The organism is Meridianimaribacter flavus, from assembly GCF_004366715.1.
Classification (GTDB): Bacteria; Bacteroidota; Bacteroidia; order Flavobacteriales; family Flavobacteriaceae; genus Gaetbulibacter_B; species Gaetbulibacter_B jejuensis.
Map to the genome: position 1 here is coordinate 272,021 of NZ_SOQZ01000002.1, position 24,716 is coordinate 296,736.

General features: G+C 32.7%; 22 protein-coding genes. 10 read left to right on the top strand and 12 right to left on the bottom strand.

Annotated features, from left to right (window positions below):
- Positions 1 to 114 precede the first annotated feature (114 nt).
- Positions 115 to 438: a YbaB/EbfC family nucleoid-associated protein gene (locus tag A8975_RS06030; protein ID WP_131506861.1), complete on the top strand. Its 324-nt coding sequence runs from the start codon at positions 115 to 117 to the stop codon at positions 436 to 438.
- A 152-nt stretch (positions 439 to 590) separates the two neighbouring features.
- On the opposite strand, the gene A8975_RS06035 is transcribed toward A8975_RS06030, so the two are convergent.
- Together A8975_RS06035 and A8975_RS06040 are read right to left on the bottom strand one after the other, a co-directional pair.
- Complete coding sequence (locus A8975_RS06035) at positions 591 to 1,613, bottom strand: threonine aldolase family protein (RefSeq protein WP_134199071.1); 1,023 nt, start codon at positions 1,611 to 1,613, stop codon at positions 591 to 593.
- 48 nt (positions 1,614 to 1,661) lie between these two features.
- Positions 1,662 to 4,070 (bottom strand): zinc-dependent metalloprotease, encoded by a 2,409-nt coding sequence (locus A8975_RS06040; protein ID WP_134199073.1) that lies wholly within the window; start codon positions 4,068 to 4,070, stop codon positions 1,662 to 1,664.
- A 105-nt stretch (positions 4,071 to 4,175) separates the two neighbouring features.
- Here A8975_RS06040 and prfB point away from each other — a divergent pair.
- The 4 genes from prfB to A8975_RS06060 all read left to right on the top strand — a co-directional run bounded on the left by prfB (position 4,176) and on the right by A8975_RS06060 (position 8,581).
- Positions 4,176 to 5,286, top strand: a protein-coding gene (prfB, locus tag A8975_RS06045; protein WP_131506867.1) for a peptide chain release factor 2 whose coding sequence is annotated in 2 segments (ribosomal slippage) — positions 4,176 to 4,238 and positions 4,240 to 5,286 — 1,110 coding nt in all. Because the reading frame shifts where the segments join, the coding sequence is not laid out codon by codon here.
- A gap of 9 nt (positions 5,287 to 5,295) precedes the next feature.
- A complete protein-coding gene (arsC, locus tag A8975_RS06050; RefSeq protein ID WP_131506869.1) occupies positions 5,296 to 5,637 on the top strand; it encodes an arsenate reductase (glutaredoxin) in 342 nt (113 codons plus the stop codon).
- A gap of 88 nt (positions 5,638 to 5,725) precedes the next feature.
- On the top strand, positions 5,726 to 6,127 hold the full coding sequence (locus A8975_RS06055; RefSeq protein ID WP_131506871.1) for a hypothetical protein: 402 nt from the start codon (positions 5,726 to 5,728) through the stop codon (positions 6,125 to 6,127).
- Between the two features lie 18 nt (positions 6,128 to 6,145).
- The gene (locus tag A8975_RS06060) at positions 6,146 to 8,581 is read left to right on the top strand and encodes a TonB-dependent receptor domain-containing protein (protein ID WP_131506873.1); all 2,436 of its coding nucleotides are present in this window, start codon (positions 6,146 to 6,148) and stop codon (positions 8,579 to 8,581) included.
- Positions 8,582 to 8,647: 66 nt separating this feature from the next.
- On the opposite strand, the gene A8975_RS14535 is transcribed toward A8975_RS06060, so the two are convergent.
- The 3 genes from A8975_RS14535 to A8975_RS06070 form a co-directional block, all read right to left on the bottom strand.
- Positions 8,648 to 8,824 (bottom strand): hypothetical protein, encoded by a 177-nt coding sequence (locus A8975_RS14535; RefSeq protein ID WP_165353684.1) that lies wholly within the window; start codon positions 8,822 to 8,824, stop codon positions 8,648 to 8,650.
- A gap of 99 nt (positions 8,825 to 8,923) precedes the next feature.
- Complete coding sequence (locus A8975_RS06065; protein WP_134199075.1) at positions 8,924 to 9,745, bottom strand: alpha/beta hydrolase; 822 nt, start codon at positions 9,743 to 9,745, stop codon at positions 8,924 to 8,926.
- An 85-nt stretch (positions 9,746 to 9,830) separates the two neighbouring features.
- Positions 9,831 to 10,472: a peroxiredoxin gene (locus A8975_RS06070; RefSeq protein ID WP_129760194.1), complete on the bottom strand. Its 642-nt coding sequence runs from the start codon at positions 10,470 to 10,472 to the stop codon at positions 9,831 to 9,833.
- 169 nt (positions 10,473 to 10,641) lie between these two features.
- Here A8975_RS06070 and fumC point away from each other — a divergent pair, with 169 nt between their 5' ends.
- From fumC to hutI, 3 genes are all read left to right on the top strand, one after another.
- Positions 10,642 to 12,039 carry a class II fumarate hydratase gene (gene fumC, locus A8975_RS06075; RefSeq protein WP_134199077.1) on the top strand — a complete coding sequence of 466 codons (1,398 nt, stop codon included), beginning with the start codon at positions 10,642 to 10,644 and terminating at the stop codon, positions 12,037 to 12,039.
- A gap of 38 nt (positions 12,040 to 12,077) precedes the next feature.
- Entirely contained in the window at positions 12,078 to 13,487 is a 1,410-nt protein-coding gene (locus tag A8975_RS06080; protein ID WP_134199079.1) for a T9SS type A sorting domain-containing protein, read from the top strand.
- Positions 13,488 to 13,622: 135 nt separating this feature from the next.
- Positions 13,623 to 14,861 (top strand): imidazolonepropionase, encoded by a 1,239-nt coding sequence (gene hutI / locus A8975_RS06085; protein ID WP_134199081.1) that lies wholly within the window; start codon positions 13,623 to 13,625, stop codon positions 14,859 to 14,861.
- 99 nt (positions 14,862 to 14,960) lie between these two features.
- Here hutI and A8975_RS06090 read toward each other — a convergent pair whose 3' ends face one another.
- Positions 14,961 to 15,845 carry a chromosome partitioning protein ParA gene (locus tag A8975_RS06090; protein ID WP_129760198.1) on the bottom strand — a complete coding sequence of 295 codons (885 nt, stop codon included), beginning with the start codon at positions 15,843 to 15,845 and terminating at the stop codon, positions 14,961 to 14,963.
- Between the two features lie 126 nt (positions 15,846 to 15,971).
- Between A8975_RS06090 and A8975_RS06095 the strand changes: the two genes are divergently transcribed.
- Together A8975_RS06095 and A8975_RS06100 are read left to right on the top strand one after the other, a co-directional pair.
- The gene (locus A8975_RS06095; protein ID WP_134199083.1) at positions 15,972 to 16,991 is read left to right on the top strand and encodes a formimidoylglutamase; all 1,020 of its coding nucleotides are present in this window, start codon (positions 15,972 to 15,974) and stop codon (positions 16,989 to 16,991) included.
- Complete coding sequence (locus A8975_RS06100) at positions 16,981 to 17,445, top strand: GNAT family N-acetyltransferase (RefSeq protein ID WP_134199085.1); 465 nt, start codon at positions 16,981 to 16,983, stop codon at positions 17,443 to 17,445. The genes A8975_RS06095 and A8975_RS06100 overlap by 11 nt, the downstream gene beginning before the upstream one ends.
- Here A8975_RS06100 and A8975_RS06105 read toward each other — a convergent pair.
- From A8975_RS06105 to A8975_RS06130, 6 genes are all read right to left on the bottom strand, one after another.
- A complete protein-coding gene (locus tag A8975_RS06105) occupies positions 17,442 to 17,897 on the bottom strand; it encodes a hypothetical protein (RefSeq protein ID WP_134199087.1) in 456 nt (151 codons plus the stop codon). The two genes, A8975_RS06100 and A8975_RS06105, sit on opposite strands and share 4 nt — an antisense overlap.
- Positions 17,898 to 18,078: 181 nt before the next feature.
- Positions 18,079 to 19,755, bottom strand: a complete 1,677-nt coding sequence (locus A8975_RS06110) for a DUF4199 domain-containing protein (RefSeq protein ID WP_134199088.1) — start codon at positions 19,753 to 19,755, stop codon at positions 18,079 to 18,081.
- Positions 19,756 to 19,779: 24 nt separating this feature from the next.
- Positions 19,780 to 20,328 (bottom strand): hypothetical protein, encoded by a 549-nt coding sequence (locus tag A8975_RS06115; RefSeq protein ID WP_134199090.1) that lies wholly within the window; start codon positions 20,326 to 20,328, stop codon positions 19,780 to 19,782.
- A gap of 46 nt (positions 20,329 to 20,374) precedes the next feature.
- The gene (locus A8975_RS06120; protein WP_134199092.1) at positions 20,375 to 21,610 is read right to left on the bottom strand and encodes a DUF6638 family protein; all 1,236 of its coding nucleotides are present in this window, start codon (positions 21,608 to 21,610) and stop codon (positions 20,375 to 20,377) included.
- A complete protein-coding gene (locus A8975_RS06125; RefSeq protein WP_134199094.1) occupies positions 21,610 to 23,574 on the bottom strand; it encodes an AAA family ATPase in 1,965 nt (654 codons plus the stop codon). Before A8975_RS06125 ends, A8975_RS06120 begins: the two co-directional genes overlap by 1 nt.
- Positions 23,575 to 23,650: 76 nt before the next feature.
- Positions 23,651 to 24,709, bottom strand: coding sequence for a hypothetical protein (locus tag A8975_RS06130; protein ID WP_134199105.1), 1,059 nt, complete (start codon positions 24,707 to 24,709; stop codon positions 23,651 to 23,653).
- Positions 24,710 to 24,716 lie beyond the last annotated feature (7 nt).

Sequence of the window (24,716 nt, forward strand, 5' to 3'; positions counted from 1 at the left end):
TAAAAATTAGTTTAAGAAATATGCAAAAATAGAATTAAAATTAGAATTGAACTGTTAATGCATTACTAATGATTTTAGTAATTTTGTGACTTAACCTAATAAAAAGAAAAAATTATGTTTGGAGATATGATGGGTATGATGAATAAATTGAAAGAAACCCAAAAAAAAGTTGAAGACACTAAAGCTCGTTTAAACACTGTTTTAATTGATGAAAGCAGTACTGATAATAAACTTAAAGTAACTATTACTGCAAACAGAACCATAAAAAATATTGTTATTGACGATGCATTGCTTGAAGACAAAGATATGCTTGAAGATTACCTTGTTTTAACACTAAACAAAGCTATAGAGCGTGCCACAACTGTAAACGAAACCGAAATTGCTGCAGTTGCTAAAGATGGTATGCCAAACATTCCTGGTTTGGATATGTTTAAGTGATTTTTTAGCGTGTTGATGTAAATCTTGAAAAATGAAAATTCACTATAAAAAGAAACAAATAACCCTAAATCTAATTTTAGGGTTAGTTTGGTTAGCTAATGGAGTTATACAAGCTGTATTTATTAATAGTAGTACTTAATAAAAGTTTCAAACTAAAACTCAAGCTTTCTCAATACACTCAAAAACTTATCGTGCATTACATTGGTATAATCAAGATGTGTTACAATACGTAGCTTTCCACTTCCCATACCTATAATCTTAATACCATTATCATCTAGCTTTTGTACAAATGCAGATTCGCTAATTCCTTTCTGTAGCTCAAAAATGATAATGTTGGTCTCTACAGGTTCAACCGATTGTATAAAAGGCAATGTTTTTAAAACCATTTCAATGTCTTTAGCTTTACTGTGATCGTCTTTTAGTCTGTTGATATTGTTTTCTAAAGCATACAATCCAGCAGCAGCTAAATATCCTACTTGACGCATATTTCCACCAAATACTTTTCTAATTCTCACTGCGTTTTTCATAAGCGCTTCATCACCAATTAAAACAGAACCTATGGGACAACCTAAACCTTTACTCAAACACACTGAAATGGTATCAAACAGTTTTCCATATTGCTTTGTGGTTTCGTCCTTTTCAACAAGCGCATTCCATAATCGAGCACCATCAAGATGATACCCTAATTTGTGTGTATCACAAACCTGACGTATTTTTTTCAACTCTTCAAAATCCCAACAAGAACCTCCTCCTCTATTTGCCGTATTTTCAACTTCTACTAAAGTTGTTTTAGCATAATAAAACGCATCAGGATTAATAGCTTCTTCCACTTGTTGTGCTGTAAACATACCTCTGTTACCATCAACCAACTTACACGAAATACCACTATTAAACGACGCTCCACCAGCTTCGTAATTATAGATGTGAGCTGTTTTATCACAAATTACCTGCTCTCCTGGTTGCGTATGCAATTTTAAAGCAGTTTGGTTTGCCATACTTCCGCTAGGAAAAAATAAGGCGTGTGATTTTCCAAATTGAGCTGCTAGTTTGCTCTCTAGCATTTTTACAGTAACATCTTCATCAAAAACATCATCGCCAACTTGCGCTTGCATCATTGCTTCCAACATGTCTTTTGTTGGCTTTGTAACTGTATCGCTTCTTAAATCTATAATCATATCTATTTTCTAAGAAATGGGAATTTTTAAACTATTTTTCTGTTATGTTTAGTTTGAATGATAAAAACAAGTATCACTTCCTATTGGAGAACCATCAGGAATTTTTGGTGAACTTGGTGCTTTAAAACCTTTAGGATTTCCTAAAAATTTATCTATCTCTTTCACCATAAACATTGCCATTGGATCAACTCTTCGCTCTTGTAATTTCACTTTTAGTTTCATCACTTCAAAATTTACTAAAGCCTGAGCTTGTGGCATTAATTTTTCGCTAGCTGATAACGCCATAATATTATTTAAAACCGAAAGATTGATAACCTGCTGTACTTCGCCTTGGTAACTGTTTTCTGTTTTCTTTTTTATAGTGGCATCTATCAAGATTTCTAAAAATTCTTTTAAACCTAATTGCGATTTATCTAAAACCTTTTGTTGATACACTCTGTTCATTCGTTCAGGATTTAATAATAATCCCAAAGTCATATCGCTTGACGTTTCTACAGGTGCAAAAGGATCAAAAGCGACTCCTGTATTACCACGAAATGATTCTCTTGTTCGCCAATACTGAAATGCTCTTGGAGGAAACAACCCTAACTTATCTTGTGGAATAGCCAATGTCTCTGCAGAAAGGGTTTTAAGTATAGCTTGTAGTGCTTCTTTTTGAGTTTTAGCATCGATAGCTTTTGTAATCATTTGACCATCGCCTTTTACCGCATAGTTATAATCCAATCCACCTACAAGCTTAGTAGCTGCTTCGGTTTGATAACGATGAAAGAAATATAAAGGCACAAACACATCTTCTAAAACTGAATAAGGTTCTCCTGTCTTAATATTATCTTTTGAAAAATTTGAAATTGCTTTAGCTCTCACTTTAAGCACGTTTTCTAACTCCTCAGAAGCACTTTTACCGTTATCCCAAAGGTGAGCATAGGCATGAGCACCATTTTGTGCTCGTGCATCACTATCGGTTATAAATCGAAGACCAGAATTAGTTGCTTCTTTCAAAATGTTATTTAGTGCTTCTGTTTCATTTTCAGTGTCTTTAAATTGAGAATAACTATACGCCACAGTAACTTTATCCCAATCACCAATACCAACATCATAAGCATCGCTTAAATCAACTTCGCCATTTGTAAGTTTTACTTTTGGATGCGGATAATCCATAACCGAAGCTCTATTATTAGTACTTGCTGCAAAATTATGTGCAAAGCCAATAGTATGTCCCACTTCGTGCGCGCTCAACTGACGTATTCTTGCCAAAGCCATTTGTAACATAGGTTGATAGTTGTCATCACGATTAGCGAATGGCTTATTCAATAACGCCTGAGCAATCATGAAATCTTGTCTAATACGTAAACTACCTAGGCTAACATGACCTTTAATAATCTCTCCTGTTCTTGGGTCTATAACACTTCCACCATAACTCCAACCTCTTGTTGAGCGATGTACCCATTGAATAACATTATATCTGCAATCCATAGGATCAGCATCTTCAGGCAACACTTCAACTTGAAAAGCATTTTTAAAACCAATAGCTTCGTAGGCTTCATTCCACCAACGCGCTCCATCTAATAAAGCAGAACGAATAGGTTCAGGAGTACCAGAATCTAAATAATAAATAATAGGTTCAACTGCTTCACTAATGGAATCGTTTGGGTTCTTTTTTTCTAAACGATGACGAATAATATAATGCTTCTTTATTTGCTCCTGTACAGGAGTTGCATAATCCATATACGAAATGGAAATGGCTCCACTACGCACATCAAACTCACGCTTTTTATAATTATCGTCCGGTAATTCTACAAATGAATGATGCTGAATAACACTCACTAAAGAAGCTGTTGGTGTTACACTTCTTATGTTTCGGCCTTTTGGGTCTCCACTAAAAGTTAACAATGCTTCAAACTCAACATTTTTTGGGAAAGCCTTTGTACGCTCTAGTGATAGTGCACTTTTACTCATATCTAAACTGTAGCGTCCTTCGTTTTGGCTTTGCAATCTATCAGCTACTCCATGAGCATCTTGCATTAAAAACGAAGTAATATCGATAATGTATTTTCCGTTGGACTCCTCTTCTATTTTAAACCCAAATAACACCGATTTTGCAAAAGCTTGTTCAATACTTTTCTTTTCTAACTCGTTATCGGTTATTGCTCTGTAATTTTGATTAGGTTGTACTAAAAGTAATTTGTTTCCTGCTTTAACAAATTTTACAATTCTGTTATCTCCAAGTTGTCCTCTATCTAAACCTATATCATTAGAACCAACTCCTGTTGCTAGTGAGTTTACATATAAAAACTCCTCATCTAACTTAGTAACTTCTAGATAGATTTTATCTTGAGCTTCTTCATAAAAGAAATTAAAATATCCTTCGTAATTTTTTAAATCTTTTCCTGTTAATCCTTGAGCAAAGGAAGTAGTAATACATAAAAGTAAAAATGAATGTAAAAAAAGCGTTTTCATAATTGAGTATTAAGGCATAAAACTAAACAAATTCCTTTAAAAATATCCTTGCAAATCTTTTACAATGCAGGTTTTAATTTTAAATTTGTCAAAATTTACAATTTTATGACTACATCAGATCAAATAAAAGATCTTAATTCCCGTCTAGGTTCGCTTAGACAATATCTTTGACGTAGATGCCAAATTAATAGAAATAGCTAACGAAGAAGAAAAAACATTTGACCCAAACTTCTGGAACGACTCCAAAGCTGCTGAAGCCATAATGAAGTCGCTAAGAGAAAAGAAAAAATGGGTTGAAGATTATAACACTGCAAAAACACTTGTAGAAGACTTAGAAGTTATTTACGAGTTTCATAAAGAAGATGAAGCTACTGCTGAAGATGTTGATGACCGATTTGAAAAAGCTGTAACTCAAATTGAAAAATTAGAGTTTAAAAACATGCTTTCAGATGAAGGAGATAGCCTTAGTGCTGTACTTCAAATTACTGCTGGAGCTGGTGGAACCGAAAGCTGCGATTGGGCAAGTATGCTTATGCGTATGTACCTTATGTATGCTGAAAAAAATGGCTTTAAGGTTAAAGAACTTAACTTTCAAGAAGGAGATGTTGCAGGTATAAAAACAGTAACTTTAGAGATTGAAGGCGATTTTGCTTTTGGGTGGCTAAAAGGTGAAAATGGTGTGCATCGTTTGGTACGTATTTCACCATTTGACAGTAATGCCAAACGACACACAAGCTTTGTTTCGGTATATGTTTATCCTTTGGTAGATGATACTATTGAAATAGAAATCAATCCTGCCGATATTGAAATTACAACAGCGCGTTCAAGTGGTGCTGGTGGACAAAATGTAAATAAAGTTGAAACCAAAGTACAGCTTACTCACAAGCCTACAGGAATTCAAATTTCTTGTTCCGAAACGCGCTCGCAACATGATAACAGAGCAAGAGCAATGCAAATGCTTAAATCGCAGTTGTACGAAATAGAATTGCAAAAACAATTGGCTCAAAGAGATGATATTGAAGCCGAAAAAATGAAGATTGAATGGGGAAGTCAAATACGTAATTACGTTATGCACCCTTATAAACTAGTAAAAGATGTAAGGTCTGGTCATGAAACAGGTAATGTAGACGCTGTTATGGATGGAGATATTGAGCCATTTTTAAAAGCCTATTTAATGATGATGGGACAAAAAGAAGACACACAACAAACACTATAAAAAATTATTATGCTTAAAATTTACCACAACCCTAGATGTAGTAAATCAAGACAAGGTATTGAAGTTCTTGAAACTTATGGAAAACCATTTAAAGTTATTAAATATTTAGAAGACGTTCCTTCTGAAAAAGAATTAAAAGACATCATTAATTTATTAGGAATTCTACCTATTGAATTAGTGCGTAAAAATGAAGCTATTTGGAAATCAGAATTTAAAGGTAAAGACCTTACTGACGATCAAATTATAAAAGCTATGACTGAAAACCCAAAACTTATTGAAAGACCAATAGCTATTAATGGTAAAAAGGCTGTTATTGGTAGACCTGCTACCAAAATTTTAGAAATTATTTAGCCTTAATAAGGTTTATTTCTTTAACACAACTTTAACCAAAACCCACTAAACCTTACCATATTTTTGCTGTCTAACTAAAAAACTAGGCATGCAAAAACTATTCTTTTTTTTACTTTTTTTCAGTTTTTATTCTCTAGCTACTCATTCTCAAAACAGTAATGAGAAGCAAATGCAAGAGATGAAAGAACAATATGAAGCTGACAAACTTGAATTTATAGAAAATCTTGTTAGCAGCTTAAGCGTTGACGATTTTCAAAAAGAAATCATCAAGCAAAAACTAAACTCCTATTTTGATGAAAAACAGAAAATTCATCAAGCAAACTTCCCTTCATATATACGCGAAGAAAAATTAAATGAATTGGACAGAACTCATTTTACTGAATTAAAAGATATATGTAAAGATGAAGTTATTAGTAAAATTCAAGAAGCAGTTAAAAACCCTTTGGAACATAAAAAAAAGAACAAGAGAAAAAAGAAAAACAAAAATTAACCCAACCAAAATCAATTCATGAAACATCTATTTAAAACACTTATTCTACTTTTAAGCTTCAACTCAATTGTTGCGCAAACACCTAACGAAATAACCGTTTCTGGTATAGTAATGGACAGTGAGGTAAACTTACCATTAGAGTATGCAACTGTTGCTTTTTTTAGTAAAAAAGAGAATAAAATAGTTACTGGAGGCATTACAGATAGCGAAGGTAAATTCTCAATAAATGTACCTGCAGGAACTTATGACATATCAGTTGAATACATTTCTTACGAAAAGAAAACCTATTATGATAAATCATTAACTAGCGATATAAATCTTGGCACTGTAGGTTTAGCTTTAGATGTTGAAGCTCTTGGAGAGGTTGAAGTTATTGCAGAGCGTACTACTGTTGAAATAAAACTAGACAAGAAAATATATAATGTTGGTAAAGACCTTACGGTTCGTGGTGGTACAGTAAGTGATGTACTAGACAACGTTCCTTCGGTTTCTGTTGATGTTGAAGGAAATGTATCTTTAAGAGGTCAAGACAACGTACGTATTTTAATTAACGGTAAACCTTCAGGATTGGTAGGTTTAAATTCAACCGATGCTTTACGACAACTACCTGCTGAATCTATTGAGCGTGTTGAAGTAATCACCTCTCCTTCTGCTCGTTATGATGCCGAAGGAACTGCAGGTATTTTAAACATTATTTTAAGACGTAGTAAATTACAAGGGTTAAATGGAGCTGTTACTGTAAATGCAGGACACCCAACACAAGCTGGAATTTCTGGGAATATTAACTACAGAACTGGAGATTTCAATTTTTTCAATACTACTGGATATAATTACAGAGAATCTCCTGGTAATTCACTTACTGAAACTGAATATTTTAATGGTGACGACCCTAACACATTTTTAAACGAATACAGAGATTTTGACAGACAGCGAAAAGGAATTACAACTAATACAGGTGTTGAATGGTACATTAATGACACTGCTTCGTTAACAGCTTCGGTTGTGTACAGAAAAAGTGATGATGATGATGAAACTACTAACACTATTAGAGAGGTTGATGCAACTGGAGCATTAATTAATGAATCTCCAAGACTTGAACTTGAAAAAGAAGACGACAGAAACTTACAGTACTCTGTTAATTTCGACAAGCAATTTAATGGAAACAGTGAGCACAGATTTACGTTCGATTTTCAATATGAAAATAGTAATGAGGATGAGTTTTCCTTAATTCAGCAAGATGGAGATGCTTCTGAAAGAGTAACAACTCTTGAAGAACAAGATCAAATTTTATTACAAAGTGACTACGTAATGCCTATTGGTGAAAAAGGTCAATTTGAATTTGGGTATAGAGGTAACTTTAACGAATTAGATACCGATTATGCGTTAGAGTTTTATGATGGTAATGATTATGTTTTAGACACTGATGTAAGTAATAACTTAGTTTACAGAGAATATATTAACGCTGTATACTCTCAATTTGGTAGTAAAATAAAAGACAAATTTTCTTATTTATTAGGTTTACGTATGGAATCTACACGTATAACTATTGACCAAGTTACAAGTGGTGATTTTGACAAGAAAAACTATGTTGGATTTTTCCCAACCGTAAATTTAGGGTATGAAATTACTGAAAACCAAAGTATCACATTTGGTTATAACCGAAGAATTAGAAGACCACGTTCTCGTTTTATAAATCCATTTCCATCAAGAAGTAGTGCAACTAACCTATTTCAAGGAAACCCAGATATTGACCCAAGTTACTCAAATACTGTTGACATTGGATACTTAAACAAATTTGGAAAAGTAACTTTAAACTCATCTATTTACTTTCAACATGCTACTGATGTATTTACTTTCATTACAGAAGATACAGGACAAACAGTTACTGTTGGAGGAACTGAAGTACCAGTAATAAGACGTGTTCCTATTAACTTAGCAACAAACGACCGTTTTGGTTTTGAGTTTACCGTAACCTACAGACCATCAAAAAAATGGAACTTAAACGGAAACTTCAACTTATTCCAATCTAAAACCGAAGGTTTTTATAACGGAACCGATTTTGGAGCTGAAAACATTAGTTGGTTTGCTCGATTAAACAATAAATATACTTTACCAGGAAAAATCGATTGGCAAACACGTTTATTTTATAGAGGACCAAGTGAAGATGCTCAAAATAAAACAAAGGGAATGTTTTCAACTGATGTTGCTTTTAGTAAAGATATCTTAAATGAAAATGCTTCAATAGCTTTTAATGTGAGCGATGTATTTAACAGCAGAAAAAGAATTTCTGACTCTACAACCGATACGTTTATTAGTCATAGTGAGTTTCAATGGAGACAACGTACTTTTAACCTATCGTTCACTTATAGATTTAACCAACAAAACAGAAACAACCAACGTCAAAGAGGTGGCGATGGTAATGGTGGTGGAGACGACTTTGAGTTTGAAGGGTAAACCTAAAATGTATAAAACTAAAAAAGGACGCAATTGCGTCCTTTTTTTATAATATATAGTAAAAAATTATTGTTGTAATCTTTGAGCTTTCTTTTCAGCTCTAATTTCTTTAAGTCTTTCAATTGAAGCACCAAAAATCCAGTAAGGGATTACGAAAGTCAATAAAAATATCATTAACCAAAATCCAATTGTTAAAATGGTTAAAAATGCTAAAAATCCTAAGTATTGATCAAATTCAAACATGTGCTATTTTTTTGTTGTTGATGCAAAGATAAAACAAAGTGTTTTGTTTTACAATACGAAACTAAAATTTATTAACAGCTTATTCACTACTCTTTTTCACTAATCTTTGTATGGAAACAATCTTAAGAGACCTTCATACAAACTTCTATGTAAAATAGTAGCATGATTTTCATTATCCATTAGTAAATAATCAACTGTTAAATGCTCTTTACCTGAGGATTTTAAAACTTCAGTAATAGCACTAGCTTCTCTTTGCATAATTGGGTCTTCTTCCTTTCCTACTGAAACATACACATACGTTTCAACATCTGGTTGGTGACTAAACAACATATTAGCTTCGTTAAGCATACTTTCATCATCCCACCATAAACTAGGACTAACAATTAAGTAATGCGTAAATAATGACTGTTTTTTCAATAAAACCTCAGTGGCTAACAAACCTCCTAATGATTGGCCAATTAAATATTTCTCATTAGTAGTTTTATACGTTTTCTCAATGTAAGGTTGCAATTCGGTTTCTAAAAAAGTGATAAACGATTTAGAGTGTCCTGTTGTTGGATAATTTTTTTTCAGAGATTTTAAATTTGTATGAAATGTGAAATCGCGTTTTCTATCTACATTAGCAATACCTACAACAATAACATCAGGCATTTTAAACTGTAAATTAAAAAACTGCACCAAGCCAACGACATGAATAAAATCTTCATTGATTGAGCCATCTAAAACATATATAACAGGATATGCTTTAGCTGCATCATAAGTTGATGGCAAATACACATTCAGTGTTCGGTTTTCATTTAAAACCTTTGAATGAATAGTTTTTACCTCTCCTATCGTTAATGGTTTTGATTTAACTTCGGTTTGCGAAAAAGAAAAAGAAACTGTAAAAACTAAAAAAAGGACTGCTATAACTTGCTTCATATATAAACCATTTTTGATTTTATAAATATAAAAAAACACCATGAATTGACTACATGATGTTTTTTAATCTTTTTAATTGTTGATCCTAATCTAAATTAGGTTGTGGAGTTGTTCGCAAATAAGGTTTTACAACTTTATGACCTTTAGGGAAAAGCTCAGGAATATCTTTATCTGCAACCGCAGGAACGATAACACAGTCATCTCCATTATTCCAGTTAGCAGGTGTAGCTACTTTATGATAAGCTGTAAGCTGTAACGAATCGATAACTCGTAATAACTCATCAAAATTTCTACCTGTTGAAGCTGGATAAGTAATAATAAGTTTTACTTTTTTATCAGGATCAATCACGAATACTGAACGAACAGTTAATTTACTATCTGCATTAGGATGTATCATATCATAAAGTTCTGATACTTTTCGATCTTCATCAGCAATTATTGGAAAGTTTACAGTTGTGTTTTGCGTTTCATTAATATCGTTAATCCATCCTTTATGAGACTCTACTCCATCAACACTTAACGCTACTACTTTAACATTTCGTTTATCAAATTCTGATTTATATTTAGCTACAGTACCAAGCTCTGTAGTACAAACAGGAGTATAATCGGCAGGATGCGAAAACAAGATTCCCCAACCATCACCTAACCAGTCATGAAAATTAATCTGTCCTTCTGAAGATTGTGCAGTAAAGTTTGGTGCTACATCTCCTAATCTAATTGTTGCCATGTTTATGATTTTAAAAATTAAAGTATAAAGATACTTATTAATCTACTAAACTAGTAGGAATTAAAAACATTTAAGTTTTTTTTAATATTTAAGCACATAACTTCATGCTTTTTAAACCCAAAAGAACGATGAAAAATGTTAAATTTGTGCATCTAATAAAACAAACATCATGACTTATAGAATAGAAAAAGACACGATGGGAGAAGTAAAAGTCCCATCAGATAAACTTTGGGGAGCGCAAACTGAGCGCTCAAGAAATAATTTTAAAATTGGTGCACCAGCTTCTATGCCTTTAGAAATAGTATATGGTTTTGCATATTTAAAAAAAGCTGCTGCTTATACTAATAATGAGTTAGGTGTTTTAGAAGACGAAAAACGCGATTTAATTGCTCAAGTTTGTGATGAAATTTTAGAAGGCAAACACGACGATCAGTTTCCGTTAGTAATCTGGCAAACAGGTTCAGGAACTCAAAGCAACATGAACGTAAATGAGGTTGTTGCTAATAGAGCACACCAACTTGCTGGTAAAGTTATTGGTGAAGGCGATAAAACCATCCAACCTAATGACGATGTTAACAAATCGCAATCATCAAACGATACCTTCCCTACTGGAATGCATATTGCAGCTTATAAAAAAGTTGTAGAAACTACAATTCCAGGAGTTATAAAACTTAGAAATACTTTACACACAAAATCTATTGAGTTTAAAGACTGTGTAAAAATTGGTAGAACACACCTTATGGATGCAACACCTTTAACTTTAGGACAAGAGTTTTCAGGTTATGTATCACAATTAGACCATGGTTTAAAAGCACTTGAAAACACTTTACCTCACCTTGCTGAATTAGCTTTAGGAGGAACAGCTGTTGGAACAGGTCTTAATACTCCTGAGGGTTATGCTGAACTGGTAGCACAATACATTGCTAAATTTACAAACCTTCCATTTGTATCTGCTGAAAATAAGTTTGAAGCTCTAGCTGCTCATGATGCAATTGTTGAAACTCATGGTGCTTTAAAGCAACTTGCGGTATCATTAAATAAAATAGCAAATGATATTAGAATGATGGCTTCAGGACCTCGTTCTGGTATTGGAGAAATCATAATTCCTGCTAACGAACCTGGTAGCTCAATTATGCCTGGAAAAGTTAACCCAACACAATGTGAAGCTCTTACAATGGTTTGTGCGCAAGTTATGGGTAATGACGTTGCTATTACTGTTGGTGGCACTCAAGGACATTATGAATTAAATGTTTTTAAACCTATGATGGCTGCAAATATTTTAGAATCTGCTCAACTCATAGGAGATGCTTGTGTAAGCTTTGAAGAAAACTGCGCTAGTGGTATTGAACCTAATCATTCAGTAATAAAGCAGCTACTAAACAATTCTTTAATGCTTGTAACAGCATTAAATACTAAAATAGGCTATTACAAAGCTGCTGAAATTGCTAATACAGCTCATAAAAATGGAACTACATTAAAAGAAGAAGCAATTAATTTAGGCTATGTTACAGCTGAAGAATATGACGAATGGGTAAAACCAGAAGACATGATTGGTAACATGAAATAAATCAATATATTAGCAGCTAATTCAATCACACAATATCTATGAAAAGAATATTACTTACTTTACTATTTGGAGCTTTATTATTGGCTACTTCAACTGCGCAAACTACATTTTCGTCAAAAATGCCTATTGATACTGAAACTAATAATACTCCTTATATTATAGAGTCTGCTAATCTTGATAATGATCAATATCCAGAACTTGTAGTAACCACTCAAACCAGTACTGGAATACAATTATATAAAAATAATGGAGACGGTACATTTACTGAACAAACACAAGTATCTACAACGCTTTCTTTTGTTTATGCTTTAGTTTTAGAGGACGTCAATGGTGATAATCATATTGATATTGTTGCTGGCTCTTTAGACGGTAATAAGATTGTATGGTTTCAAAATGATGGCTTCGGTAATTTCGGCACAGAACAATTGATTGCTAATGCATCTTCACCAGTAAGTATGGTTTTTGCTGATATTGATAATAATGGTACTAGAGATTTAGTTGTTCTTTTATATTATGCTGGTCAAACAGTTTGGTATTCAAACCTTGGAGGAGGTAGTTTTTCAACTGCTCAAACTTTAATTTCTGTTGCAAATAGCTATCCAGGACATATAGATATTATTGATTTTGATAATGATCTTGATCTTGACATAGTAATTACTAATATATATTCCTATGGAAATGGTACAGTCGAAGTATATTATAACAACTTTATACAAAATGGAACCGTAACATATACCAAAGACACCAATACTGTTGACAGTGGTTTGTATTATGTTTTTTACATAAAATTTGCTGATGTTGACAATGATAATAACATCGATATATTAGTTACTGACATTGGAGATGGTGGCGTTACTGGTTACCTTTATTGGTATAAAAAAGAAACGAACGGAACTTATACCAGAACTACTTTAACAACATCAATTAACAATCCTTCGTTCATTGGTTTTGAAGACTTAGATGACGATGGACTAAAAGATGTTGTTACTGCTAATGGAGCAAGTAATGCAACCGAACCTGACCTTGTATGGTTTAGAAACTTAAACAATGGTGTCTATAGTTCAGAAAACATCATAAGTACAAGCACTAGTCAAATATTTTCTTTTTCAATAAACGATCTTGATAATGACACTGATATGGATATTGCTGCAGTATCCTTTAATGAAAACGATTTAAATTGGTATGAAAATGCTAAATATTCTCTAGGTCTAAATAGCTCTATATTAAACACTTTTAACATCTACCCTAACCCAGTTAAAAATAAGCTTTACGTTAAGTCTCCTAATAATGAAAGTTTCAATGTATCGGTTTATGATATTTTAGGAAAAAACGTTGTTAATTCAACTATTTCACCTAATAACCCTTTAGATGTATCATCTCTATACAATGGAATTTACATTATCAAATTTGAAGGGCATAATAAAACTTTTAAGTTTGTTAAAGAATAAACTTTTAAATACATCTTATAGAAAGCGTTGACAGACAGTCAGCGCTTTTTTTATACATCGTATTTAGAAAAAATTTTGGTTCCATTTCCTGATAACAGAAGTAATTTTGTTAATTTTATGATTTTACCCTTAGCTATGTCAATACTAATAACCAACATAAAAGAACTTATTCAAGTTCGTGATACCAATGTTACTATTGTAAAAGGCAGTGACATGAAAACACTTCCTGTAATAAAAAACGCTTACTTATTTATTGAGCATGACACTATAGTTGAATATGGCTCAATGGACGACTACCAAGATATTGATGCTGATGAAGTTATTGATGCCACAGGAAAAGTGGTGATGCCTTCTTGGTGCGACTCTCATACACACATTGTATACGCAGGAAATAGAGTTAGAGAATTTGTAGATAGAATTAATGGCTTGTCCTACGAAGAAATTGCCAATAATGGTGGTGGTATTTTAAATTCTGCTGAAAAACTTCAAAACACTTCCGAAGAAGAACTTTACCAACAATCACTAAAACGTCTTAATGAAGTCATTAAACTAGGTACTGGTACTGTCGAAATAAAATCAGGTTACGGCTTAACCGTTGATGCAGAACTAAAAATGTTGCGAGTGATAAAACGATTAAAACGCGAATCGCTTGCTTTTATTAAACCTACACTATTAGGCGCTCATGCTGTTCCTAAAGAATACAGTAATAATAAAAGTGCTTATGTAGATTTGGTAGTAAACGAACTTATACCAAAAGCTACTGAAGAGCATCTAGCCGAATACATTGATGTATTTTGTGAAAAAGGCTATTTTGACCTAGACGATACTGAAAGAATCCTTAAAGCAGGTGTAGCTCATGGTTTAAGACCTAAAATACATGTAAACCAATTTAATGCTTTTGGAGGTGTAGCTTTAGGAGTAAAATATGATGCGCTTTCAGTAGATCATTTAGAAGAAATGAGTAAAGAAGATATTGAAGCGCTTAAAAACAGCAATACAATGCCTGTTGCTCTACCTTCTTGTTCTTATTTTTTAAGTATCCCTTATACACCTGCAAGACAAATGATTGACGCAGGCTTACCACTAGCATTAGCAACCGATTATAATCCAGGTTCAACACCTAGTGGAAATATGAATTTTGTAGTAAGTACTGCGTGTATAAAAATGAAAATGACTCCTGAAGAAGCTATTAATGCCGCAACCATAAATGGTGCTTATGCTATGGGATTAAGCAATATGTATGGCAGTATTTGTAGAGGTAAAAAAGCGAATTTAATCATTACAAAAGAAATTCCTAATTACCAGTTTATTCCTTATGCGTTTGGAGAAAACTTAATTGATGAAGTTATTATTAATGGTATTAGATTAGATTAGATTAGATTAAATTAGATTAGATTAGATTAGATTAGATTAAAATAAAAAAGCCGAATGAAAATTTTCATTCGGCTTTTTACAATCAATCAATTAATTTGCTTATTTCAATGTAAACTCAGTTGATGAGATTAATTCTTTTTCATTGAAAACATTTACTGTATAACGTCCTTCTTCAAACTCATCGTTGTTAGGAGCTACAAATTCGCAAATGTTTAAACTTCTGTTTTCGTAGTTAAATTTACTCACCAAGCTATAGTTTAATATTTTATCTTCAAACTGTATTTGCTCGTTAGCACCAAGTACATTATCATTAGGATCTAATACCTGAACATATAATTCTTTATCACCTGCACCTACTAATGTGTTTTTAGCAACAGTATAGCAAACTCTAATTTTATCACTTCTTCTAGAACGCTCTGTTGGTATTAATTTACCTGAAGTTCTCTCAATAACTCCGTACGCTTTAAGTCCAACTGTTTGTAATACTGCAGCGTTTTCAACTACTGTTGCTAACTCAGTATTTTGCACTAATAATGAATCAGTAAACATTGTACGTTCTGCTAATTGCAACTGAGTACTATCTAATGATGTTGCTAATAAAGAGTTTTCTACTTTTAGCTTGTCATTTTCAGCTAGCAATACATCCATTTCTTCTTGTAATGCTAAAAATTGTTTTTTGTATCTCCATAAACTGTTAACACTGTTTTGAGATATTTTTAGTGAGTCCATTAAGCCTTCAATACGTGCTCTAGCCTCAACTAAATTTTGATTGGCAACTTCATTCTCTCCAATAGCAATATCATATTGCTTAGCCATGTTATTTAGGTCTGCCATTACCTGTTCTTTTTCTTTGGTTAAAACTGCTTCTGTTTCTTTCTTGTCATTATAAAGTTTAGAGGTATAAAATCCTGTTCCTAAGAAAAGAGCCAACAAAATACCTAAAGCAACTTTTAATCCTGTACTTTTACTGTTTGAATTCTCCATTGTTTTTTCTTTTTAAATTATTTAAACGTTAATTCTTGTTTTTAATCTTTTAATTAAATTTAATTTTAAGCCTGAAAATAAATAAAACTGTATTTTTAATTATTATTTTTTAATAACATTTCCAATATGGACAACCTTATACTTTTTGATAAAGATACTTTAAAAACCATCTTAAAAAAACGCTCAGGCGAAACCAAGTTTGGAGAACAAGTTATTTTACTTCCTAACTCCACTAATATATACGATGAATTAGTAAATTTAGATGTTGACTATGTGATTTTTGGTATTTCTGAAGACATTGGAGTCTTTGGAAACCTAGGAAACACAGGGACTTCAAAAGCATGGGATACTACAACAAAATTTTTAACAAATATACAAAGTAACGCATTTTTAAATGCTAGTAAAGTAGTTATCCTAGGTCATTTAGACTATTCTAAATCGCTACAAAAACTTCAAAACTTAGATAAAACCAACAAAAAGGATATTGCTAAAGCACGTCGAAAAGTAGCTAAAATTGACAAACAAGTTTCACATTTAATTCATCAAATAGTTAAAGCAGGTAAAACACCAATTGTTATTGGTGGAGGACACAACAATGCCTACGGAAATATAAAAGGAACTTCGCTAGCGCTAAACTCAACAATTAACGCTGTAAACTTTGATGCGCATAGCGATTTTAGAGCTGAAGAAGGCAGACACAGTGGCAATGGATTTAGTTATGCTTACGCTGAAGGCTTTTTGAAAAACTATTTTGTGTTTGGCTTGCACGAAAACTATACATCTTCAACTACATTTAAAACTTTAGATAAAGTAAAATCTGTAGCATATAATACTTTTGAGGCGATTCAAATTAGAAAAGAGCTTAAGTTTAAAGCAGAAATGCAACGTGCTTTAGAGCATGTTTCTGGTACTGCTTTTGGCGTTGAAATAGATTGCGATGCTATATTGAATATACCAAGCAGTGCAATGACACCAAGTGGTTTTAGCACTAACAAAGCACGACAGTTCGCCACCTTTTTTGGAGCTCACGAAAATGCAAAATATTTGCATATTTGCGAAGCTGCTCCTACTCCAGAAACCGAAACCCAAGTTGGAAAATTGATTACTTATTTGATTACTGATTTTATTAAAGCTCATGCAAATTGAAATCATACCCTTTAATACTAGATATTCTCAACATTTTTATGATTTGAATATTGAATGGCTTAAAACCTATTTTTATGTAGAACCTTATGATGAAGAAGTCTTAAGTAAACCTGAAGAATATATCATTAATAAAGGCGGTTTTATCTTTTTTGCTAAACTTAATGAAACTATTCTTGGAACTGTTGCATTAATGCCAACTAGTACTAAAAATGTGTTTGAACTCACTAAAATGGCGGTTTCACCAAAACATCGTGGTTATAAAATTGGGCAGCAACTCATGCAATATTGTATAGAGTTCGCAAAACAACATCAGTTTAAAGCTTTAATGTTGTACTCTAACACCAAGTTGGAAAACGCTATTTATATATACCGAAAATATGGTTTTATAGAAATTCCTGTTGAAAAAAACTCTCCTTATAAGCGTAGTGATATAAAGATGATTTTAGAACTTTAAAACTTTTCATCTAGCTCATTACAAAACTTTTGATTTTCAGCACAAAGAATAGATAATGTCTCAAATAACAACTGATTTAATTCCTCATCTGTAGATTTAATAGCATAAGCAAGTTTAAACTCAGAGAGAGCTCCTTCAAGATTATTGTTTTTTAATCTTGATTTACCTGAACGCTTCAATAAGTTGAATGCTTCAAGGTTTTCACTTTCAAGACGTTGTTTAGTTGCATTATTAATTTCAGATGAATGTTGCAAGATTTTTGACTTATTCAATTGGATAATTCCAAAAAACAAGCTTATCAAAACAATACTTACCACTACATATAATCTACTTGAAGTTTTAGAAGGCTGGATTTTAAATTCTCTTTGATATTTTGGGACTTCTGTAAATAAAGGTTTTCTTTTTATTTCAAAAGCTTTTCTTGGACGTTGTTTATAAATCCAACTTTGCATACCAAAACCCATGTAACCCATAAATATCCTTTACCTATAAGTCATTGAAATTCAATAAAAGTTACACTTAGTTAGTAAGATGAGATAATAATTACTTGTCATTCCGCACTTGATGCGGAATCCAATCCAATTAAAATAATATAAATGTTGATAGTTTAAGAATGTAGAAAGAATAGCAACCTTAATTCTCAATAGATTTTAAAGAGTCTATTTGACGTTGTAAGCGTTCAATTTCTTCAGCATTTTTATCTACTCTAGGAATTGCCAAAACCGAGTCTATAGCTTGTTCAACAATATCAATATCTTTTGTTTCTTCAACAAAATAATACCCAATTCCCTCACTTGATCTCCAAGCTTCGTTTAATTGGTCATAAACTGTTTTATCCCATTGACTTGGGTGTTTTACATCAATCCAAATAACATCTCTATATTCAGCATCAATTAAGGCTAAGTCTGGTGTTGCAGAGCCATCAAAATTGTCTGAACCTTCACGAATTGCTGAAATAGTTCCTAAAAAGAACATACGTTTTCTTCCAGCAATATCTTTTATATAAGGTCTAAATTCAACCGGTTTATTGACTGTCCAATCAAACTCTTTACGAGACTCAATTACTTTTAAAGGCATTGCCGAAACACCTGCATAACCTTGTTTTTTAGCTGCATGATCATAATAATACAGCTTATCAGTTCCGTCTGCAGGAATAAAAACACTAAATGTTAAACTTGTGCGCTCATCACCTACTGGCTCTAAACCAAACCAATGGTACAATCCGCTATAAGCATTAGTATCTGTGTCAGAAAAATCAAAATCAGTTACAAAAGGCTGCTCGTTTTGATCGTCTGGTAAATCTGGTATCTTCACTGCTGTTTCCATGTTCCAAGGTAGTGGATCACTAAAACCTCCAAGGAATTTTAAAGATTCTGCTTGTATGCGAGATACTTTTTCAGACAATGTATTTTGACGTGTTAAATACGGATGATTGTTCATTTCATCAGGACTTATATAAGTCCCTTTTCCTATTAAAACACGCTCAAAATAATCGTTAATATCGTGTTCGCCATTATCAATAACCATAACACCTCCAAAAGTTGGATAAGGAAACAAGAACCCTTTCCATTTTATCAAACTCACTACTTCTACCCATTTTCCGGAATCGTTTTTCATATAAAACACATCTCCAGGTTCATAATTAAACAACATCCAAGGGTTGAAACGTTGCACTACTGCGTTGTACGTGTTTCTACTAAATTTTAAAGACTCACCTATTGAAAACACTACAGGAATACGATTTTCACTTGAAAACCTAGGAAATGGTGTTGTACTAGAGACTGAAAAAACCTCTTCGGTATTATCGCTTATTTGCTGTAATGTATATTTTTCTGAAGGTTGAATGGCCATAGTCCATTTGTTTTCGCCATCTACACGAACTAAGTGAGGTAACGACACGTCTTTGGTCTCTCCTACACTTTCGTTTGCCATTGAGAAAATGTTACGAAGTGGTTGTATACGTTCGTTTTGAGTTAGAGGAAGCTCGTTGATTTCAACTTTATTTAAATGATTAAAGACATTATAGGTTTTCATGTAATCGTACATTTTAAAATGCCATCCTACTGCATAGAGCAAACCAAAAAACACAAGCAAAACACCTAAAATACCTAATCGACCACCTGTACTTGCTGTTTTTCTAAACTTTCGTAATCCAAAAAACAAGACTATACCACTTAACAGAATAATGAAAATGTATTTTCTAAGAAATAATAAAACTGGTTGATAATCGTCCCTAAAGAAGAATAATGCCAACACTAATAAAATGTAAGTTAAAATTGCAGGCTTTCCATTTTTCCAGAATAATCTCATGTTTAGTTTTTAGTTGTTAGTGAATTACATCAATCCTTTATCCTTCAAGCGTTCACGAGCACTTTTCTCGTTAGGTTTTGGTGCTTCAACTTCAGGTTCGATTTTGTTCTCGACTGCGCTCGAACTGACATCGCTGTCTTTAGTTCTTAAGTCTTCAATAAAGTCTTTTCCTTTTTCAACAGCGTCATCAAACTTATCTTCTAAAGAATCACTTTTCTCTTCAATAATTTTAGTTGATTTAATTACAAAATTTGCAATGTAAGTTCCTACAAGTGTACCAACAATAACTGAAGCAAAAGCTGAAACACCATTATAGCTTCCAAAGATTTGAAACGGAGTTAAAAATTGAACAGCCACAGCTACAACCAAAAATAAGGCTACAACAAAAATTAATCTAGGTATAAAGGTTTGCTTATAAATGAATCCTTTTTTACTATCAGGCTTCATTTGTAACTCTTTACTGTTTACAATTTTATTCACAAAACGATATGCTCCATTACCATTAGACTCTCTCCAATACAAGAAAATGCCAAAAAGTATAGCAGCTATAAAAATTACAAGATCTAGTCCCATGTGTTTGTTTTTTAAGTGAATGCTTTATAAAATTAGTCTATTTTATTTAAATATTGTTACGTATCGTGTCAATTACCCAATCTTTAAACGAGTCGTCCCAAGTCTCATAGGTTTTATAAAACTGTTCTTTATCATACCAATACAAAAACAACACATCCTTTGGAGAAACATTTATTAAAAGCTTCCATATTAAATCTTGATGCATTGGCTCTAAAGATGAATGAGGTTGGTGTAATGCATGGTATAGATCAACATCTACCATGTCCTTTAATTTATACTCGTTGCTAACTTCTAAGCGTTCTAAATATAACTCTACACTATTAATTTTTTTAAGTGCATTGATATCAATTTTATTTAAATAACTCTTATATAAAATTTTACTCTCAAATATTTCTTTTAGAGAGTGTTGAGTCTCTTTAAGTTGTTGAGAGAGTTCATATTTTTTTACACGATCGTATCTTGGGGTTTTAATCACTTCATCCAAATCGCATTCAGCAATTAAATGATTTCGTAGTTTTTCAATTAATTCATCATGATTGATATGGTACATCAACACATCATGTGTAGTATCATTAATAGCTTCTTTGTACCATTTTTCATCTTCAAACACGATAATATCCGAAATAAAATCGCGTAACACATACACACCTCCAAAAGCTCTTGTATAAAACGAACTCACACTATATTGAAGTTCTGGTAATTCTAAATCCCTGTTACGCAAATCTCCATAGGTATTTGCCGATTGCAATAATTTTTCGTGTAAGGTTTCATCAATAAAATTATTACCTTCTTTAAACTGCTCAATAAGTTCGTGTTGTTTTTTTTGTGCTTTATTAAGGTTGTTTATTAACCTAAAATGAATGTTTATAGTTATGTATTTTAAAACATCCATAGGTCCATAAAATGCATCGATACCTTGATCAAAATCGAGACAAATTGCCGAGTCTCTAGTTATATCGTTTATTTTATTACCATAGGTTTTAAAAACCAATTTCATTAACTCTCTGTCAAACGTATGTGTAGGCAAATAGACAGGTTTTCCTTTTTGCAACGGAGAAATAATAATGGCATGTGCATTGGCTTCGCCATGGTTTAAGTAAAGTAATTCCTTTTTTTCTTCAGCAATTTCAGGACTCCAACCTATACCATCAATTGAAAAACTAGTAAGCTTTGTTGGCGAAAACCCTAATGTTTTTAAACACTGATTATAACGCTCAACCAACTTACCACTTACAGGAAGTAGTTCACTTTGATATAGATTTGCTGCTTTTAGTTTTTGCATTAATCGTTCTTTTTGTCAAACTGAGTTCTTGCTTCCAATTCAATATTAAGCTGATTAACTCTTGCATCAACTTTTCGTTTAAAATCGGTATCTGCAATAGTTGCTACATTATCTAGGTATCTAATAACTTCTTGTTTTCTTATATCAGAAAAATCAAGCCCTTTCATATTAGCACGCATGAGTTCCTGAAGCATTCCTAATTTAGTATCATAATCTTTTTTGAAATAGATTTCAGGATTGTCAAACCAATCTTGTTCTAAGTCAAAGTCAGTTAAACGCAATGAAATTGCCGATTGTATATTACGAACATCACGCGATGAAAAGAATGGAAATATCTTCTGGATTTCAGTATATAATGATGCATAAAACATGTGGTCTTCAAAGCGATGCATTTTTTCTACTTTTTCAAAAGTTTCCATAACACGCTCTTCTGAAGGTTTTTCAACAGCTTTTAAAATGTCTCCCATGTTTTTAGCCAAACCTTGATCGCTTAAATAAGTGTAAGCCTCTGGATTGTTCATATTTACAAAATCAGGCATAGTGTCTTGTAATTTTCGCCACCACAAATGATCTTGATCTAAAAAGTCGTGTTCAGTACGTGCTCCATCAATTTTAAATCGTCCTTGAACACGTGAAATTACTGCTTTATCCAACATTTCTGGAAGGTTAGTAAACAATCCAATTGAGCTATTACCGTAATTAACAGCATAAGCACCTTCGGTATATCTTAAAAACACACCTATAACTTCTTTTACACCTGCCGAAACACCTTGTGCAGTTCGTTCTTGAAGATTATTTTCGGCATCATCAATTGGAGCAAAAATGAGTTTTGAAGGATCTTGTAATGGTTTCATCCACTCTACCATTTTTTCGGCAGATCCACCTTGAAATGTTGATATCAACGTATCAGGCATTGGATGAAATAAAAATGGAATATCGAGATTGTCACAATGCTCTTTTAAGCGTGTAGCAATAGCTGCAATAAGCATACTTTTTCCTGTTCCTGGAATTCCGTAACCCATAAACACTGGCATAAAACCTCCTAACTCCTGAAATGGATTCTTTTTTGCTGTAAAATCGTAGCTTAACATACGCTCGGTTAAACGTCGTGCAAAGTGTTTTGCATCTCTGTTACCTACTATTTGTTCAAATTGAATTTTATTAAACTCTACACTTTTGGCAGCTCCTGCAAACACATTGTCCCAACCAGATACAGCAAAGTCCGATTTTTCTAATTTATAGGTTCTATCTAAAATGGTTTCGGTGTACTCCAGCGTGCTTTTACGCATTTGGATTTCGTCTATTAAGGCTTCAAAATACACAACCGTAAAATCGGTAACGTCTTTATCACTTTTTATAATATCTGGATGCGACAAATACTTGTCGTAATAGTAAAGACAACACGAAATTCCTTTTAATGGTGATAGCAAAGATACTTCTGGCAAACCTGCAAATTTTTGCTTCATAACGCTTAAATCATCTGAAGCAATGGTTTTAAGGTTATGCAAAATATTGTAAGCTGTAGCATATAGCATAAAGGCTGTTGCGGTTTGCATTTTGCTTTCGTACTCTCGTTTTCCTGAAGTATCTAAAGCAGATTTTCGCTCGTTTAAACTTGATAATCCTGAAGCATCGTAGTAACTGTCTTTTATCCAAATACCCAAAGTAACACCTTCTTGAACTGCAAATAAGGTTTGGTTTAAGTGAATTGGAATAGCAACAGAGTCTGGTAATAAGCGCTTTTTTAAAGCTAATATAGTTTTTGAAACTGAAGTCAGCTCAACATTGCTTCCATTATTGGCACGTGACAAATACAGTAAAATAGATTCATCTTTAGCATCTTTATCTTTGTTTTTTGCACGTTGACCTTGCTCCCACTGTACACTTTTTAAATAGGATGTTGCTTCATCACGAAGCATATCAAGTTCTGTTTGCTTTATAGGAAATGTTGAGTTGTGTTCCATGTTTCTATTTTGTCGTCATTATGAATGAAATGAAGCAATCTCTTGCTTAAAAGATAACCACGTACTTTGTTCCTCGTTATGACGTTATTTTTTTAATTTTTAATTCAGAAACTTGAATAGGCGGTTTAGCTAGTCTATTCATAATTTCAGGTGTTTTGTTATACAACATTTGTATAATACGATGTGGTGCAAACACATATTTTTGATGTATCGGTTCGCTCCACTTTTGTAAGGTTTGCTTATTGAAAAAGCTACCTTCTTTAAACTCACTTCCTGAGAATACTTCGTCAATACTCAGTGACAGTGCATACGACTCTAGACTTAATTCTTTTTTAGCTATACCTTCTAAAATGGCATGTGTGATTTCATTTTCATCTTTAGCAAATACATTATGAAAAGGACCTAAATCTATTCGCTTAATGTGTTTTGGATGTACTTCAGGCAGCTTTCTGTCTATTCCATAAGCCATAGTGTCTAAATCCATATCTCTGTCCGCAGTGGTCTTTAAGACTTCATAAATTTTATCTCTATCTTTTAACGGATTTCGTCCTCCACTATAATCAAAGTACATGAAGCATATAAATGGCCTATTATGTGCTACATCATAAAAACTCCAACTGGTCATAAACTCAGGCGAAACGTCTTTTGGTGTTTCCATAATGCGACCTTGTACAAAACGATTAAAAATATACTTTTGCTCTACTGAGGTGTAATAAACTATTGAAGCCGCTTGAAACAGTTTTTCTCGTTTTATGGGTTGTTTTTTATGAAGTAACTCATGTAAAAACTCATCTTGTAATTGGCTAACATTTTTGAGTTTAGAAATGTAGTCTTCTTTTAAGGATAAATCATTAAAAAGATACCTAAACTCCAAATAGTTAGGGAAACCAGAATCGGTTAAATCTACTTTCATATTGTCTTCATCGTCGTACATATATTTAATACGCATAGCCTCGACTGAATACAATAACAAATCACAAAACTGCTTAAAATAAACAACTTCTTGTGTGCTACATAATCCTTGATTTTGAACACTTACAATGAGTTCCTTTAGAGCAAAGTCTACCATTTTATGATAGAATACATATTGCGCTTTGGAGTCTAGTGTAGCGGAATCTAAAGGAGTTACAATCATGTTTTGA

Coding starts and splice junctions, on each gene's coding strand:
- A8975_RS06030 (WP_131506861.1), top strand. CDS start 115: ATGTTTGGAGATATGATGGGTATGATGAATAAATTGAAAGAAACCCAA.
- A8975_RS06035 (WP_134199071.1), bottom strand. CDS start 1,613: ATGATTATAGATTTAAGAAGCGATACAGTTACAAAGCCAACAAAAGAC.
- A8975_RS06040 (WP_134199073.1), bottom strand. CDS start 4,070: ATGAAAACGCTTTTTTTACATTCATTTTTACTTTTATGTATTACTACT.
- arsC (WP_131506869.1), top strand. CDS start 5,296: ATGCTTAAAATTTACCACAACCCTAGATGTAGTAAATCAAGACAAGGT.
- A8975_RS06055 (WP_131506871.1), top strand. CDS start 5,726: ATGCAAAAACTATTCTTTTTTTTACTTTTTTTCAGTTTTTATTCTCTA.
- A8975_RS06060 (WP_131506873.1), top strand. CDS start 6,146: ATGAAACATCTATTTAAAACACTTATTCTACTTTTAAGCTTCAACTCA.
- A8975_RS14535 (WP_165353684.1), bottom strand. CDS start 8,824: ATGTTTGAATTTGATCAATACTTAGGATTTTTAGCATTTTTAACCATT.
- A8975_RS06065 (WP_134199075.1), bottom strand. CDS start 9,745: ATGAAGCAAGTTATAGCAGTCCTTTTTTTAGTTTTTACAGTTTCTTTT.
- A8975_RS06070 (WP_129760194.1), bottom strand. CDS start 10,472: ATGGCAACAATTAGATTAGGAGATGTAGCACCAAACTTTACTGCACAA.
- fumC (WP_134199077.1), top strand. CDS start 10,642: ATGACTTATAGAATAGAAAAAGACACGATGGGAGAAGTAAAAGTCCCA.
- A8975_RS06080 (WP_134199079.1), top strand. CDS start 12,078: ATGAAAAGAATATTACTTACTTTACTATTTGGAGCTTTATTATTGGCT.
- hutI (WP_134199081.1), top strand. CDS start 13,623: ATGTCAATACTAATAACCAACATAAAAGAACTTATTCAAGTTCGTGAT.
- A8975_RS06090 (WP_129760198.1), bottom strand. CDS start 15,845: ATGGAGAATTCAAACAGTAAAAGTACAGGATTAAAAGTTGCTTTAGGT.
- A8975_RS06095 (WP_134199083.1), top strand. CDS start 15,972: ATGGACAACCTTATACTTTTTGATAAAGATACTTTAAAAACCATCTTA.
- A8975_RS06100 (WP_134199085.1), top strand. CDS start 16,981: ATGCAAATTGAAATCATACCCTTTAATACTAGATATTCTCAACATTTT.
- A8975_RS06105 (WP_134199087.1), bottom strand. CDS start 17,897: ATGCAAAGTTGGATTTATAAACAACGTCCAAGAAAAGCTTTTGAAATA.
- A8975_RS06110 (WP_134199088.1), bottom strand. CDS start 19,755: ATGAGATTATTCTGGAAAAATGGAAAGCCTGCAATTTTAACTTACATT.
- A8975_RS06115 (WP_134199090.1), bottom strand. CDS start 20,328: ATGGGACTAGATCTTGTAATTTTTATAGCTGCTATACTTTTTGGCATT.
- A8975_RS06120 (WP_134199092.1), bottom strand. CDS start 21,610: ATGCAAAAACTAAAAGCAGCAAATCTATATCAAAGTGAACTACTTCCT.
- A8975_RS06125 (WP_134199094.1), bottom strand. CDS start 23,574: ATGGAACACAACTCAACATTTCCTATAAAGCAAACAGAACTTGATATG.
- A8975_RS06130 (WP_134199105.1), bottom strand. CDS start 24,709: ATGATTGTAACTCCTTTAGATTCCGCTACACTAGACTCCAAAGCGCAA.